Here is a 12,974-nt window from a genome sequence, read left to right on the forward strand (position 1 = left end):
GGATTTGAACCACGCCCGAGAACCTGCGCCTTCGGCGCAGAACCTCGGTCTACCTCAAATCCGCTCGTCTTGCATTTGCTGCTCGCGTAGTGCTCGCAGCAAAATGCGCGGGACCGGATTTGAACCGGATGAAGACTCGCTGACGCTCGTCTTCCAGGGTTCAGAATCCGGTCCTGCTCCCTCACTCGTTTCTCGCTACGCTCGAAAACTCGTTCAGTGCGCGGGACCGGATTTGAACCGGCGGATCCCTACGGAACAGCGTCCTAAGCGCTGCGCCTTTTCCTGGCTTGGCTACCCGCGCGCACTCCATCGTATCCACGACCCGGCCATGAAGGTATCGCTCTCGGGCGACCGAATCCCCCTCCTGTCCAACCAATCGAAATTACCCACGTCGCCGGAGGCATTCCCCCCACCGGTTCGTTTCACTCCGAGCCCACCATTCAAATACCAGGGCGACCAACGCCGCACAAGTCATGTACAGAGCGAGCGACCAGTTCGAGCACGCGGAGTGGCTGAACGAACTCGAGGCCGCGGCGGACGAACTCGGACTGGAGGAGCAGGCGCGCTCCCGGGCGGGGGACCTCTTTCTTTCGAACGTGCCGGAAGAGGAGCGGTCCAAGCGAGCGACGATGGCGGCGTGTCTCTACGTGGGGGCGCTGGTCAGCGGCCAGCAACGGACACAGACCAGCGTTGCGGACGCGGCGGACGTCTCGCGACTGACTGTCCAGCAGCGCTGGAAGGACCTGCTCGAAGACGTCGGACTCGACGCGCCGGACTGGTAGGCGCTCGGTGCCACGCTGCGGTGAAGCCGCCAGAAATCACTCGTCGGAGGGTTGCGTGCGACCGTCGCTCTCCGGAGTGAGATTGCCGTGTTCGTCGATTTCGCCGCGGACGATGCGCGTACTGGAGATGATGTCGCCATCGTCGGCGTGGACGTGCGGAACCACCTCGATCTCGAGCGGATCGTGGCCTCGTTCACGTCGGATCTCGTTGATGCGCTTGCCGCCTGTTTCGGTCTCGGGGGAGACGACCAGTGCGTCGAACTGGGGCTCGGTCGCGATGCCGGTCGGCTCGTCGAGGCGGCGGACCTCGAACTCGCGGTCGTACTCCGCGGCGAAACTTCGCAGTTCGTTCTCGATGTCGCGCTTTCGGTCCGCGAACGACCGAACGTGGCGGTCGGCGCGGCGCGTCTTCGGCGCGAGGTCGTCGCTGGTCAGTCCGACCGTCACGTCGCCGAGTTCGAACGCGCGCTCGAACAGCGCGCGGTGTCCGTCGTGGAGGGGATCGAACGTCCCACCCAACGCGACCTTCATACACCACGGGAGGACGGCTCACGGTTTAGTGGCTTCGACTCGGGCAACCGGTGGAACGTCGGCCTCCGGGCGCCACACCTTCCTCGAGTTCAGCCCCACCGACGAACGCGACGGTGCCGAACTCATAGTGGTGATCGTACATCCGTACCGGCGTTCGACGGCACCGGTCACGTCGAACGTCGGTGAAAAGTCACAGTCACCACTCTCAGTAGTCGCCGGGCTCGTTGTCTCCGTCGTCGGATCCGTCGTCACCGTCGTCGGTCTCGTCTTCGACGTTGATGGTCACCGGCTCGGAGCTGCTCTCGTCGACGTCGTCAGATCCACCGCCGACGCCGGTGTCGAGGTACCGATCGAGGTTGAAGACGGTGTTGAGTTCTTCCTGGACGTCGTCGACGACGTCACCGACGAGTTCGCTCGGCGGGATCGTCGCGTACTCGTAGGGGTTGTTACCCGCGCCGTCGTTCTGGCGTTTCTGGCGCAGGACCGTCCCCTCCTCGTGGAGTTCGGCGAGCGCTTCGCGGACTGTACTCGGATAGAGCCCGGTCCCTTCGGCGATCTCCTCGCTCGTGCTGTGTGGTCGCTGGCGGAGGTGGACGTAGATGCGCGCACGCGTCTCGGTGTCGAGTACCCACGCGAGCAGGTCGACGATCCCCTCGTCGAACTGTTCGACGGCGCGGTCGGCTTCCTGTTCGATCCGTTCGCGAACGTCGGACTCGCCGCGGTCGTCCTCGGCGCCCTCAGTCACCTCACCGTCCGTCTCGTCGCTCTCGCCCGGGTCGTCGTCCGGAGTCTCGTCGGTAGACATACGTCGTTTCTAGGAGGACAAAAGCCGGTCCGGACCAAAAAGCTTGGCTCGGCCAGACACCGTCGTTCGGCTTCGGACGGCCTCGGAGCCGAACGACTTCGGGAAAATCTTTTCACGGACGTCACGGGCACGTCTCCCTGATGACCACGGAGTACGACGAACTGCCGCTGGTGTACTCGTGTTCGGGCTGTTCGAGCGCGGCGCAGATGGCAAACGACCTCGCCGTCCGGCTGGACCGGGAACGGCTGGCGGAGATGTCGTGTATCGCGGGCGTCGGCGGGAACGTCGCCCCGCTGGTGGATACGGCGACGTCGGGCCGCCCGACCGTCGTCATCGACGGCTGTCCCCTCGAATGCGCGAAACAGAGCCTCGCGAAACACGACGTCACGCCGGACGCTCACGTCAACCTCGCTGCCGAAGGCGTCCCCAAGGAGTACCACACCGACTACGACGACGAACAGGCCGGTAAACTGTTCGAAGAACTCGTCCAGGAGATCGGTCGAGTGACGACGTCGGGGTGACGCCCGTACCAGATCCGTTCGTGATCACTGTACGGCAGTGCGACCGGACTGGCGATCATCCGTCTCCGGCCCGTTTCACGCCCGATTTGACTTAAAGTAGCCTCGAATCGGCCGCCTGTTATCGTCGGTGAAACGGCTCGGTATCTATTTACAAGGAAACGTGTAATGGAAGCGTAGCGGTGTAGCAAGGGCAGACACCGCTGCTTGGGGCACTCAGACGACGGTGGGCTATCGGCAGGGAAGCTGACTCAGACGGGTGGACGCCAGGGGTGGCATCCAGTTTCCGTTTTTATATCTACAGCCGTACGAGGTCGGCGAGCGCCGCAGTTCCGTGCTCGCGCCGAACTCGTCGCTGCACCGCGGCGCCGCTTTCCGCGTCGTACAGCGACCGAATGCCACCGATATCGAGCCGTTCACACTCGCGGTCGACGATCTCACCGAGCGCCCGCGTCGTGGAGAATTCGCGCCCGAGGAGGTCGGCGTCGTGGCCGTACCGGAGCGCGCGCCACTTGTTCTCGTCGAGGAACTCCCGCCGGACGTCGGTGGCCGACTCGCCGTCCGCGTAGCGGGCAGCAAGGTCCTCGACGAGGGCGTGGACGTACTCGACGAACGCCATCACGACGTCTGGGTCGTGGTGGGCGTCCGGCGTCCGCACCTCGACGGTGCCGTGGCCGGAGTGGGGCCGGACGTCGAACCAGAGTTCGCCGCGGTCGTCGATGCGGCCGGTCTCCACCATCCGCCGCTCGAACTCCTGGTACGTCTCGAAGGAGTCGAAGGCGGTCGGCATCCCGGTGTTGGGTAACCCCTCGAATATCTTCGCGCGCGCCGACGCGAGCCCCGTGTCGAAGCCGTTCCAGAACGGCGAGTTCGCCGACAGCGCCAGCATGACCGGGAGGTGCCAGCGGAGTTCGTTGGCGACCCAGGTGGCCTTGTCCGCGTCGTCGACGCCCACGTGGACGTGCAGGCCGGCGGTTACGTTGCGGTGCTGTGGATACTGGATACGGTCGAGCTGGGACTGGTAGCGGGGTTTCTCGGCGTGTTCGAGTTCGCGCCACTTCGCCAGCGGGTGGAGCCCCGCGGCGGCGATACCGAACCCGTGGGCCGCGGCGTGGTCGACGAGGGCACCGCGGACCGCGTCGAGGTGGTCGCGCGCCTCGGCGAGCGACTCGATGACTGGCGTCTGCGTCTCGATGACGCACTTGAACAGTTCGTGGTCGAGGCGTCCCTCGAGAAGTTCCGGCGGGTCGTGCTCGTAGACGAGTTCGTCGGTGCCCGACGTCGGCCGACCGTGCTCGTCGACGACGTAGAACTCTTCTTCGATCCCGAGCGTGCCCATCCGGGTGAACGCCTCCGCTGCGCCCGTCTCCTCCATCGAACGGGTGGTCGGTCCCCTGGGCTTAAAGCGTTCCGTCAGCGGTCGGCCGCGCGACGACGCCCAGGTGGTCCTCGTGGTACGGCGAGAGCCGCTCGGTCTCCAGGACCTCGTACTCGCCGCGCAGGTCGTCGAGGGCGTCGTCGAACACGTCGTCGGGCGCACGCGTGACGTCCTCGCTCCGGGACTTGATCGCCAGCAGTAGCCGTCCGTCCTCGCGGAGGAACTGACTGTTCAGCCGGGCGACCCGGGCCTGTCCGCGCGTGGCGACGTCCTGGACGAGGACGTCGACCGGTTCGACGACGTGGGCGTACGTCGCGGGCTGCCGGGCGTCCTTCAGCAGGGGGACCAGGTTCGGGCGCGACTCGGTCGCGTCGAGCAGGTCACTCATCGGTCGCGCGGCGAACTCGACGGCGTAGGTCGGGCCGGCGAAGTCGGCGACGTGGCTCACCGTCGTCCCGGCGGCCGCGCCCAGGTACAGCGCCGTCTCGGCGCCGGCGAGGCCTGTGTCCATCCCCAGCGCCAGCATCGCGCCGAGTTTCGACCGGTGGGGGTCCCAGCGCCGGTACTCCCCGTCAGTGGGTTCCCCGTACACCGGTTCCCCACGTGTCGCCAGTGACCCGGGGCCGTCGTCGCCCTTGCCGTCGCCTTCGATTCCGTCGCCCTCGTCGTCGTCGCCGGAATCACCGAATACGTGGTACTCCACGCCGTCTGGGAGCGTCACTGGTCCTCACCCCCGGTAGAGCGGGCCTGGATCGTATCGATCCGGTCGGCGAGCTGGGCCTCGAGTTCCGGCCGCAGGTCGCCGCTGTAGTGGTCGATTCGTGCGGCGATGGTGAGTTTCCCGGCGAGCGCCCGGGCCGCCGACCCCCGGTGTTCGGGATGGGTGCCCTGGACGGCCTCGTGAGTGTAGATGACGCCGTGTTTGGGCGAGGGCGCCCGGCCCCGGAGGTGGGCGAACAGCGCGTCCTCGGCGCCGAGGACCTGGACGGTCCCGCTGGGCTTCTTCGCCAGCGCTTCGAGCCCGCCTGCCAGATCGAGGAGGCGGGCGGCCAGCACCGGGTCGGCGAGGTTCGCGAGGTTCGGGACGACGTCCGGCGCCGTCCGTTCGACGAACGCCCGGTGCGCGTCGGCCTCGTCGGCGAGCCCCGCGACGCGGTCTGCCAGCGAGATCAGTCGCTCGTCGGCGGCGTCTTCTGGCGACCTGTCGGCGACGGACCGTGCGTACTCGACGCCGGATCCTGCGTCGTCGTACCGGCTGGCGGCCCACTCGGCCACTCGCTCGGCGAGTTCGTTGGCTGTGCGCCGACAGTCGTCCATGGCCCGGACGGCGTGGATTAGCTGGCGGTCGTCGGCACGCTCGCTGTCCCGGGCGGCTCCTCGCGCGGCCGCGACGGCGGCCGACTGGAGACGGTCGTAGTACTCGTCCTCGTCGGCGGCGAAGCCCGCCTCGACCGCCTGTGCGGGCCAGTCGGCCGGCTCGTCCGCGCTCCCGTCGCGTATCGCGCGGGCTCCCCCGTCGACGTCGTCGGGGTCCAGCCCGGCGAACCACCCGTCTGTCATGCCACGACGTTGCGCCTCCCCGGCGAAAAAGCCACGCGATCCGTCCGTGGGTCGCTCCGGTCGATTCGCCACAGTCCACCGCACAGATCTTCCTATAGAGAGCCTCTAACGGACGATTGATAGCACACGTCCTGCTGTCTATATATAGACTCGCAACCAAGTACAATCCGTTATGCGAAGAGCAAACGACCCCTTCGAGCAGATGGAAGCGATATTCGAACAGATGCGACGTTCGATGCTGGGGGCTCAGGGCGCCGCCGGGCGTCCGATGCTCGGTGACGGGACGCAGGCAGGTCCGACCCTCACAGCGGACGGGAGTCACGACGCGGGCGTCACGGTAGAAGAACGGGACGGTGAGTACGTGGTCCTCGCCGACCTCCCCGGGTTCGAGCGCGAGGAGATAGACCTGACCTTCGACGACGGCGTCCTCACCATCGACGGGACCCACGAGGTGACCGACGACCACGAGTACCGCCAGCGCACGGTGTCGGAGTCGGTCCGGATACCCGCCGAGGTGGTAGTCGACGACGTGAACGCGACTTACCGCAACGGCGTCCTCGAAGTGACGCTCCCCGTCGAGGCGGCGGCGAGCGACGCGGTCCGAATCGACGTCGAGTAACGGTTCCCTCGAAGGAACGAGGCGGAAACTCCCGACAACGGAACCGACTCCGGAGACCGGGGCCTATATTTGCGTGCCACTCCTACGCATGGGTTATGAGTCGCGACGCATCGGCCCCGGCCTGGCGGGTGGCCGAGGCCGAGTACGACGACCCGGTGATCGGGGAAGACACGCTCTCCGAGATGTTCGAGGCCACTGCAGACCGAAACGCGAACCGGATGGCCCAGCGATACAAGGGCGGGGTCTACGACCGGTCGCTCGGCGGCGACGTCGTTCCCGAGGCACCTGACGGTGAGTATCGAGATATTTCCTACGACGAGATGCGGGCGATCGTCCGCCGCCTCGCGACCGGCTTCCGTGAAATCGGCGTCGACTTCGACGACCGCATCGGCATCTACGCGAACACGCGCATGGAGTGGGCGCTGTCGGACTTCGGCCTGCTCGCCGCCGGTGGCGTCGTCACGACGGTGTACACCGAATCGTCGACGAAGCAGGTCCGGTACCTGCTCGAGGACCCCGACGCCACCGGCGTCGTCGTCGAGAACGGCGAACTACTGGAGCGGGTCCTCACCGTCGAGGACGACCTGGACCTCGAGTTCTTCGTGGTGATGGATGCCTTCGAGAGCGACCGCGACGACGTCTACTCGCTGGGGGAGGTGTACGAACTCGGCGACGAGGCCTTTGACGAGGACGAGTACCGCGGCTGGCTGGCGGCCCGCGACACCGAGGACCTCGCGAGCCTCATCTACACCTCGGGGACGACCGGCCAGCCCAAGGGCGTGAAGCTGACCCACTGGAACTTCCGCGTGAACGTCAACCAGGTCCACAGGCGACTCGCCCCGCGGCCGGACAAAACCCCGGACTTGCCGGCGCTCACCCCCGGGACGAAGACGATCTCCTTCCTGCCACTGGCCCACGTCTTCGAGCGGCTGGCAGGTCACTTCGTCATGTTCGCCGCGGGCGCGGCCGTCGGCTACGCCGAGCACCCCGATACGCTCGCGGACGACCTGAAACTGCTCGAACCGAACACCGGCGCCAGCGTCCCCCGCGTGTACGAACGCATCTTCGATACGATGCGCGAACAGGCCAGCGAATCCGGCGTCAAGAAGCGCATCTTCGAGTGGGCGCTGGGCGTCGCTCGCGAGTGGCAGCGGACCGAGGACCCTGGTCCCGGGCTCAGGACCAAACACGCCCTCGCCGACCGCCTCGTCTACAGCACGGTCAAGGAGAACATCGGCGGCGAGATCGAGTTCATGGTCAGCGGCGGCGGGAGCCTCGCGAAGGAGCTCTGCGAGACGTTCAACGGGATGGGGATCACCATCGTCGAGGGGTACGGGTTGACCGAGACGGCCCCCGTCGTCACGATAAACCCGCCGGAGGACATCCGACCGGGAACACTCGGCGTCCCCGTCTACGGGGTCGACGTGCGCCTGGACGAGTCCGTCGTCGACGCCACCGAGTTCGACGACGTCGAGGGCGCCGTCGGCGAACTCCAGGTCCGCGGCCCGAACGTCACAGCGGGGTACTGGAACCGCCTGGGAGAGACGGAACGCGCGTTCACGGAAGACGGTTGGTTCCGGACGGGGGACATCGTCGAACAGACCGACGACGGCTTCCTGACCTACCACGACCGCATCAAGGAGATCATCGTCCTCTCGACGGGGAAGAACGTCGCGCCACAGCCGATCGAGGACGCGTTCTCGACGAACGACCGGGTCGACCAGGTCATGGTCGTCGGCGACGAGCGGAAGTTCATCGGTGCCATCCTCGTCCCGAACTTCGAGGCGCTCCGCCACTGGGCCGACAGCGAGGGGATCGACCTCCCGGCGGACGACGAGGCGCTCTGTGAGGACGACCGCGTGAGAGACTGGATAGGGGAGGCCGTCGACGAGGTCAACGAGGACCTCGAACGCGTCGAGCGCATCAAGGAGTTCGTGCTCGTCTCGCAGGAGTGGACCGCCGAGAACGACCTGCTGACCCCGTCGATGAAGAAGAAACGCCGCAACATCCGGAACGCCTTCGAATCGAAGCTGGCCGAGATTTACGGGGCCGAAGACGCGGCAGACGGAGACAGTGAGGAGGAAGCGGTCGCCAATTGAGAGCCAGGTACAGCGAGCCAGCAACTGATAGCCGGGAGCACCGAATTCTCACGCGCGGACGTCGACCGTCCGCGACCGCGGCCCGTCGCACTCGACGAGGAGGACGGACTGCCAGGTTCCCAGGTCGAGGTCGCCGTCCGAAACCGGAACCGCCGCGTCCGGACCGATCAGCGCGGCCCGGAGGTGTGAATCGGCGTTCCCATCTAGCTGATCGTGCGCCCAGCCTTCGTCTGCGACGAGTTCGGCGAGTCCGTCTTCGAAGTCACCGAGCAGGCGCGGTTCCGCCTCGTTGACTGTGACGGCAGCAGTCGTGTGCCGGACGAACACCGTCGCCGTCCCGTGGGCGTCCGGTGGGAGCGCCTGTCGTACCTGGTCCGTGACGTCGACGACCGAGAGCCGCTGGTCAGTGTCGACCGTGAACGTTGTCATCGACGGAACTGTTCGGCGCCAGCGCAGTATAACGTCACGGTGACGGACGGTGGCGTCCGACGGTATCGCTCACGCCGGTGTGGAGCGCGAAAACCGCGAAGGGATCGCAGGCTCGTGGGCAAGCAGTTACAGAGAGAGCTCAGAACGCGCCGAGGCCGACGCTGAACGCCCAGCGTTCCACGGCGAGGACGGCCAGCGCGAGCGCACCGCCCGCCAGCGCGACGTTCTTGAGGAAGTGCGTCATCTCGTCCTGTTGCTGGTCCTCGGGGACGGCCCAGAAGTCGTGGAAGAGCACGCCCGCGACGACGAGGAATCCGGCGACGACGACGCCACCCACAGTCGGGAAGATACCGAGGACGATGGCGAGCCCCCCCAGGATCAGTGCCAGTCCCGACCCGAGAACCGCCAGCTTCGGCGCTGGAAGCCCCTTGTGCTGGGCGTAGCCCGTCATCTGTTCGGTCTGCATGAAGTGATTGAGCCCGGTGAAGGCGATGACGCCGCCGAAGAGCACGCGCGCGACGAGGAGGACGAGTCCCTCGGTTCCCGTAAACGCCATCAGGCGCTCACCTCGGAGGCGGGAACGGCAAGTGCAGTCGTTCGGCCAGGTACTACTGGTGTGGTTCGCACAGCAGGTATCATTGCGTTACCTGGTTCACTCCGGAACTAATATATACGTTAGGCGATAGAAGTGATACTAGATTACGTCCATGTCATCCACGTTCGAGCAATCGGAGGAGACGGTCGAGGAGAAGAACGCCGGCGCCTGCCCGGTGATCGAGGCGGTCAACCAGATCGGCTCCCAGTGGCGTCTCATCGTCCTCCACGACCTGGCCGAGGGGGAAAAGCGGTTCAACGAACTCAAGCGCTCGACGGACGCGAGTTCCCGGACCCTCTCGCGCGTGCTGGACGACCTGGAGGACGCCGAACTCGTCAACCGCCGGGTCGAGGACCAGCCCATCGCCACCTACTACACGCTGACCGAGAAGGGCGAGGCGCTCTGTCCCGTCTTCAGCGACATCGAGGACTGGGCCGACGACTGGCTCTGAGGTCGCTCGCCGACCGCGGACGGTATCGGAGGTCGTGAGAGCCAGAGGATTATCCCCGTCGCATTCCTACGGTGACACATGCCCACGGAGATCGCCGGAATTCACCACGTCACCGCCGTCGGCAGCGACCCGGGCCGAAACCTGGCGTTCTACACCGAGACGCTGGGACTCAGGCTAGTCAAGCGAAGCATCAACCAGGACGACGTCTCCGTCTACCACCTGTTCTACGCCGACCACGACGGGACGCCCGGAACGAGCATGACGTTCTTCCCCTACCCGGGCGCGCGTAGCGGTCGCGTCGGGACCGGACAGGTCAGCACGACGGCGTTCACGATTCCGGCCGACTCCGTCGAGTTCTGGACGGAACGGCTGGCCGCGGAGGGGGTCGACGTCGACGAGCCCAGCGAGCGGTTCGGCGACATCGTGGTTCCGTTCCGCGACCCAGACGGACTCCCACTGGAACTCGTCGCGACGGCCGACGCGCCGCCGGCGAACCTGCCCGACGGGCCCGCCCCCGAGGAACACGCCATCCGAGGGTTCTACGGTGTGACCCTCTCGCTGCAGAGCGCCGAACCGACCGTCGACCTCCTGGAGACGATGGGGTACGAGGAGACGCAGGCTGGAGGCGACGGCGAGGCCGAGCACGACCGCTGGCGCTTCGAGGCCAGCGGCGACCTGGGGGCAGTCCTCGACGTGGTGGAACAGCCCCAGGCGCCACGCGGCCAGCCCGGCGCCGGGACGATTCACCACGTCGCGTTCCGGGTCGAAAACGACGAGCAGGAAGAGTGGCGCGAGGTGTTACAGGACGAGGGGCTCCGGCCGACGCAGATAATCGACCGCAAGTGGTTCAGGTCGGTGTACGTCCGCGAACACGGCGGCATCCTCTTCGAGTTCGCCACGAAGTCGCCAGGCTACACCGTCGACGAGGACGTGAACGAGCTGGGAGAGAAGCTGGTCCTGCCGGAGTGGCTCGAAGACAGGCGCGGGGAGATCGAGGCCGGACTGCCCGACCTGTCCTGAGCGGTGTCGTCGGAGGGGGCGAGCGTCAGCGGGGGTGGAGGCTACGAAGCGGTGCGGTGGCCGTTCGCTGCGATACGCAACGAGTACGCGATGGTCACGAGACCGGCGAACTGGAGGAGGCGGACGGCGAGCCGGAACACGTTCTGGTACCGAACGGGAACGACCCGGAAGGTTATCAGCCCCTGTCCGGCGAGCGCCAGGACGTACGTCACGCCGAAGAGGAGGATCATCCCGATGGAGAGGTACCGCATCGAGCGGTCGTCGTTCCGCCGGAGCCCGCGATAGGCGTGGACACCGATGTACAGGCCGACGACGGCCGAACCCGTCGCGGCGACCCCGGCCGCGAGCCCGACCGTGTCGAAGAACCCGATCATCTCAGAAGTTCCCCCACATCCGCGATAGCTCGTCGGCGACGTCCCCGTCGGCGCGTTCGAGGGTCCACTCGAGGTCCCCGTCACGGATCGTCAGTTCGAACCGGGCGAGCGCGGAGGCGTACACCGTCTCGTGGTGGCCGTCGCTCCGGGGCCTGGTCCGCTCTTCGAGCAGGTCGAGGTCGCGGAGTTCGTCGACCCGCCGGTAGATGGACGACACCGAGAGGTCACAGCGGTCGCCCAGTTCCTTCGCCGATAGCGGTTCCGCGCTCGTCGCGACGAGGATCGACCGGACGTGCTCGTCGTCGAGTAGCGCGACGACGTCGGCCAGGTCGTGGTCCCCGTTCACAACTTCGTCTGTCATAAGTGGAAGAAATAGCTTGCTCTCGACCGGCAGGGCCGACGTGCGGTCCGGCCCGGGGCAGCGGGAACCGGCGGCCGCGCTCATTCGTCTCCCTCCAGCCGATAGTAGAACAGCGTCCTCGATCCGATGCCCTCGGGACCGTACACTAGCTGGATCCCGTCGGCGTCGGGGCCGTCACTCAGGTCGATAGTCGCCCGGTCGCCCGGACCGACGGCGTCCCGCTCCGACCAGAGCGGTTCCTTCGCTATCTCGCCGTAGTCGTCCGGGAAGTCGACGTCGTACCACAGCCAGTCCGCGTCGACCTCCTCGCCGGCCTCGTGTCGGATCGTGACGGTCCGCGCGTCGGCGTCGAACGACGCCCCCCAGGTGACCTGCGGCGGATCGCGAATCGGGTCGCGGTCCCGGTCCGGCGCCAGCGGGACGCGCGCCTCGACCCGCGCGAGGCGCCCTTCCACCCCGACGTCGGCCGTCTCGGCCTCGGACGTGAGTTCGTGCGGCTCGTCCTCGAGGATCCGCCGGATCCGTCCGGCTGGGACGGCCTGCCCCTCGGGATACCGCTCCAGGAGGATCTGGTAGCTGGCGTCGCTGATCCTGAAGGCGTCCGCGCCCATCGTCGCGTACTCCGTGGCGAGGCCCGGGTGGCCGCTGCCGACGTACAGCAGCCGACTCGCTCCGACGGCCTCGGTGACCGCAGCGAAGTCGTCGTCGGCCTCGTGGTACCGTTCGACGTCGCCGCGCCCCGCGTCGATGGTCGCCTCCAGGTTCGTCGCGTCGAAGCCGACGCTGCTCGTCCAGACGACGACGCCGTCGCGCACCGCAACGCGCCGGGGGACGTCGGAGCGGGCGTACAGGTCGTAGTCGCGGTAGGACCCGTCCGGTTCGTAGGCGGTGTCGGCGAGCGTCGCCGCGACCTCGTCGGCGGCGAACTCGGCCTCGATCACCGTCGCGAGGTTCGTGGTGACGAGTCGGTCGTAGTTCTCGTATCCGATCCCGAAGTAGTCAAGTTCGGCCCGGTGGTAGCCCCTGCGGGCTACGAACTCCTCCGGGACGGGGCCGTCGAACGGTCCCGGTTCGGCGTACGTGATCAGCCAGTCGTCGTCGGTTTCGACGACCGACTGGGACGGGAGCCATCGCCGGTAGTCGGGCGGGCCGGCGTCGGGGACGTCGACGCGCCCGTACGATGGTTTGCTACCGAGCGGCGGGAGTCCGGTACACCCCGCCGCGCTCGCCGTCAGTCCGGTCGTCGCGGCCAACGCGCCGGCCCTGAGGAGGGAGCGACGCGTCGGTCGGGAGGGCTCGTCAGTGGGATTCATCGTCGCATTCGAGAGGCTGACCGCCATCCCCTTGATAACAGCACGTCGACCGCGGGGTCGCGCACACCGGCGAAGGGTTTAAATAATCGGCAGCCACCCGGCGGGTACTCCGTACGCAGTCTGGAAGTGACTGCGGCGG

At 67.0% G+C, this 12,974-nt stretch carries 16 protein-coding genes and 1 tRNA gene; 6 read left to right on the forward strand and 11 right to left on the reverse strand.

Going from position 1 to position 12,974, the window contains the following annotated elements; all coding sequences use genetic code 11:
* Positions 1 to 217: 217 nt before the first annotated feature.
* Positions 218 to 301 (reverse strand) — tRNA-Leu (locus BM337_RS16035).
* 172 nt (positions 302 to 473) lie between these two features.
* Between BM337_RS16035 and BM337_RS16040 the strand changes: the two genes are divergently transcribed.
* Positions 474 to 782 (forward strand): transcription initiation factor IIB family protein, encoded by a 309-nt coding sequence (locus BM337_RS16040; RefSeq protein ID WP_089817747.1) that lies wholly within the window; start codon positions 474 to 476, stop codon positions 780 to 782.
* 36 nt (positions 783 to 818) lie between these two features.
* Here BM337_RS16040 and BM337_RS16045 read toward each other — a convergent pair whose 3' ends face one another.
* The gene (locus BM337_RS16045) at positions 819 to 1,313 is read right to left on the reverse strand and encodes a phosphopantetheine adenylyltransferase (RefSeq protein ID WP_089817749.1); all 495 of its coding nucleotides are present in this window, start codon (positions 1,311 to 1,313) and stop codon (positions 819 to 821) included.
* Positions 1,314 to 1,518: 205 nt separating this feature from the next.
* Positions 1,519 to 2,118: a winged helix-turn-helix domain-containing protein gene (locus tag BM337_RS16050; protein ID WP_089817751.1), complete on the reverse strand. Its 600-nt coding sequence runs from the start codon at positions 2,116 to 2,118 to the stop codon at positions 1,519 to 1,521.
* 140 nt (positions 2,119 to 2,258) lie between these two features.
* Between BM337_RS16050 and BM337_RS16055 the strand changes: the two genes are divergently transcribed.
* On the forward strand, positions 2,259 to 2,639 hold the full coding sequence (locus BM337_RS16055) for a putative zinc-binding protein (RefSeq protein WP_089817753.1): 381 nt from the start codon (positions 2,259 to 2,261) through the stop codon (positions 2,637 to 2,639).
* A gap of 295 nt (positions 2,640 to 2,934) precedes the next feature.
* Here the strand turns inward: BM337_RS16055 and BM337_RS16060 are convergent, their stop codons facing one another.
* From BM337_RS16060 to BM337_RS16070, 3 genes are read right to left on the reverse strand one after another with little or no spacing between them, the layout of a single operon-like run.
* A complete protein-coding gene (locus BM337_RS16060; RefSeq protein WP_089817755.1) occupies positions 2,935 to 4,011 on the reverse strand; it encodes a glutamate--cysteine ligase in 1,077 nt (358 codons plus the stop codon).
* Positions 4,012 to 4,036: 25 nt separating this feature from the next.
* A complete protein-coding gene (locus BM337_RS16065; protein ID WP_218155579.1) occupies positions 4,037 to 4,735 on the reverse strand; it encodes a fibrillarin-like rRNA/tRNA 2'-O-methyltransferase in 699 nt (232 codons plus the stop codon).
* A complete protein-coding gene (locus BM337_RS16070; protein WP_089817757.1) occupies positions 4,732 to 5,574 on the reverse strand; it encodes an NOP5/NOP56 family protein in 843 nt (280 codons plus the stop codon). The genes BM337_RS16065 and BM337_RS16070 overlap by 4 nt, the downstream gene beginning before the upstream one ends.
* A 172-nt stretch (positions 5,575 to 5,746) precedes the next feature.
* Between BM337_RS16070 and BM337_RS16075 the strand changes: the two genes are divergently transcribed.
* Together BM337_RS16075 and BM337_RS16080 are read left to right on the forward strand one after the other, a co-directional pair.
* Positions 5,747 to 6,193, forward strand: coding sequence for an Hsp20/alpha crystallin family protein (locus tag BM337_RS16075; protein ID WP_089817759.1), 447 nt, complete (start codon positions 5,747 to 5,749; stop codon positions 6,191 to 6,193).
* A 95-nt stretch (positions 6,194 to 6,288) separates the two neighbouring features.
* Entirely contained in the window at positions 6,289 to 8,292 is a 2,004-nt protein-coding gene (locus BM337_RS16080; protein ID WP_089817761.1) for an AMP-dependent synthetase/ligase, read from the forward strand.
* 48 nt (positions 8,293 to 8,340) lie between these two features.
* Here the strand turns inward: BM337_RS16080 and BM337_RS16085 are convergent, their stop codons facing one another.
* A complete protein-coding gene (locus BM337_RS16085) occupies positions 8,341 to 8,721 on the reverse strand; it encodes a secondary thiamine-phosphate synthase enzyme YjbQ (RefSeq protein ID WP_089817763.1) in 381 nt (126 codons plus the stop codon).
* Between the two features lie 139 nt (positions 8,722 to 8,860).
* Complete coding sequence (locus BM337_RS16090; RefSeq protein WP_089817765.1) at positions 8,861 to 9,277, reverse strand: DoxX family protein; 417 nt, start codon at positions 9,275 to 9,277, stop codon at positions 8,861 to 8,863.
* Positions 9,278 to 9,428: 151 nt separating this feature from the next.
* Between BM337_RS16090 and BM337_RS16095 the strand changes: the two genes are divergently transcribed.
* Both BM337_RS16095 and BM337_RS16100 read left to right on the forward strand, forming a co-directional pair.
* Positions 9,429 to 9,767 (forward strand): winged helix-turn-helix transcriptional regulator, encoded by a 339-nt coding sequence (locus BM337_RS16095; protein WP_089817767.1) that lies wholly within the window; start codon positions 9,429 to 9,431, stop codon positions 9,765 to 9,767.
* Positions 9,768 to 9,845: 78 nt separating this feature from the next.
* Positions 9,846 to 10,787 (forward strand): ring-cleaving dioxygenase, encoded by a 942-nt coding sequence (locus BM337_RS16100; RefSeq protein ID WP_089817769.1) that lies wholly within the window; start codon positions 9,846 to 9,848, stop codon positions 10,785 to 10,787.
* Positions 10,788 to 10,828: 41 nt separating this feature from the next.
* On the opposite strand, the gene BM337_RS16105 is transcribed toward BM337_RS16100, so the two are convergent.
* From BM337_RS16105 to BM337_RS16115, 3 genes are all read right to left on the reverse strand, one after another.
* Positions 10,829 to 11,161 (reverse strand): DUF7521 family protein, encoded by a 333-nt coding sequence (locus tag BM337_RS16105; RefSeq protein ID WP_089817771.1) that lies wholly within the window; start codon positions 11,159 to 11,161, stop codon positions 10,829 to 10,831.
* A 1-nt stretch (position 11,162) separates the two neighbouring features.
* Positions 11,163 to 11,522, reverse strand: a complete 360-nt coding sequence (locus BM337_RS16110; protein ID WP_089817773.1) for a winged helix-turn-helix domain-containing protein — start codon at positions 11,520 to 11,522, stop codon at positions 11,163 to 11,165.
* Positions 11,523 to 11,602: 80 nt separating this feature from the next.
* Complete coding sequence (locus BM337_RS16115; RefSeq protein ID WP_177227569.1) at positions 11,603 to 12,835, reverse strand: hypothetical protein; 1,233 nt, start codon at positions 12,833 to 12,835, stop codon at positions 11,603 to 11,605.
* Between the last annotated feature and the right edge of the window lie 139 nt (positions 12,836 to 12,974).

The sequence above is a fragment of the Halomicrobium zhouii genome (assembly GCF_900114435.1).
GTDB lineage: Archaea > Halobacteriota > Halobacteria > Halobacteriales > Haloarculaceae > Halomicrobium > Halomicrobium zhouii.

Bases quoted from the DNA above. Each gene is read 5' to 3' on its own strand.
- BM337_RS16050 (WP_089817751.1), bottom strand. From the start codon at position 2,118: ATGTCTACCGACGAGACTCCGGACGACGACCCGGGCGAGAGCGACGAG.
- BM337_RS16040 (WP_089817747.1), top strand. From the start codon at position 474: ATGTACAGAGCGAGCGACCAGTTCGAGCACGCGGAGTGGCTGAACGAA.
- BM337_RS16055 (WP_089817753.1), top strand. From the start codon at position 2,259: ATGACCACGGAGTACGACGAACTGCCGCTGGTGTACTCGTGTTCGGGC.
- BM337_RS16095 (WP_089817767.1), top strand. From the start codon at position 9,429: ATGTCATCCACGTTCGAGCAATCGGAGGAGACGGTCGAGGAGAAGAAC.
- BM337_RS16070 (WP_089817757.1), bottom strand. From the start codon at position 5,574: ATGACAGACGGGTGGTTCGCCGGGCTGGACCCCGACGACGTCGACGGG.
- BM337_RS16045 (WP_089817749.1), bottom strand. From the start codon at position 1,313: ATGAAGGTCGCGTTGGGTGGGACGTTCGATCCCCTCCACGACGGACAC.
- BM337_RS16115 (WP_177227569.1), bottom strand. From the start codon at position 12,835: ATGAATCCCACTGACGAGCCCTCCCGACCGACGCGTCGCTCCCTCCTC.
- BM337_RS16100 (WP_089817769.1), top strand. From the start codon at position 9,846: ATGCCCACGGAGATCGCCGGAATTCACCACGTCACCGCCGTCGGCAGC.
- BM337_RS16075 (WP_089817759.1), top strand. From the start codon at position 5,747: ATGCGAAGAGCAAACGACCCCTTCGAGCAGATGGAAGCGATATTCGAA.
- BM337_RS16090 (WP_089817765.1), bottom strand. From the start codon at position 9,277: ATGGCGTTTACGGGAACCGAGGGACTCGTCCTCCTCGTCGCGCGCGTG.
- BM337_RS16060 (WP_089817755.1), bottom strand. From the start codon at position 4,011: ATGGAGGAGACGGGCGCAGCGGAGGCGTTCACCCGGATGGGCACGCTC.
- BM337_RS16085 (WP_089817763.1), bottom strand. From the start codon at position 8,721: ATGACAACGTTCACGGTCGACACTGACCAGCGGCTCTCGGTCGTCGAC.
- BM337_RS16110 (WP_089817773.1), bottom strand. From the start codon at position 11,522: ATGACAGACGAAGTTGTGAACGGGGACCACGACCTGGCCGACGTCGTC.
- BM337_RS16080 (WP_089817761.1), top strand. From the start codon at position 6,289: ATGAGTCGCGACGCATCGGCCCCGGCCTGGCGGGTGGCCGAGGCCGAG.
- BM337_RS16105 (WP_089817771.1), bottom strand. From the start codon at position 11,161: ATGATCGGGTTCTTCGACACGGTCGGGCTCGCGGCCGGGGTCGCCGCG.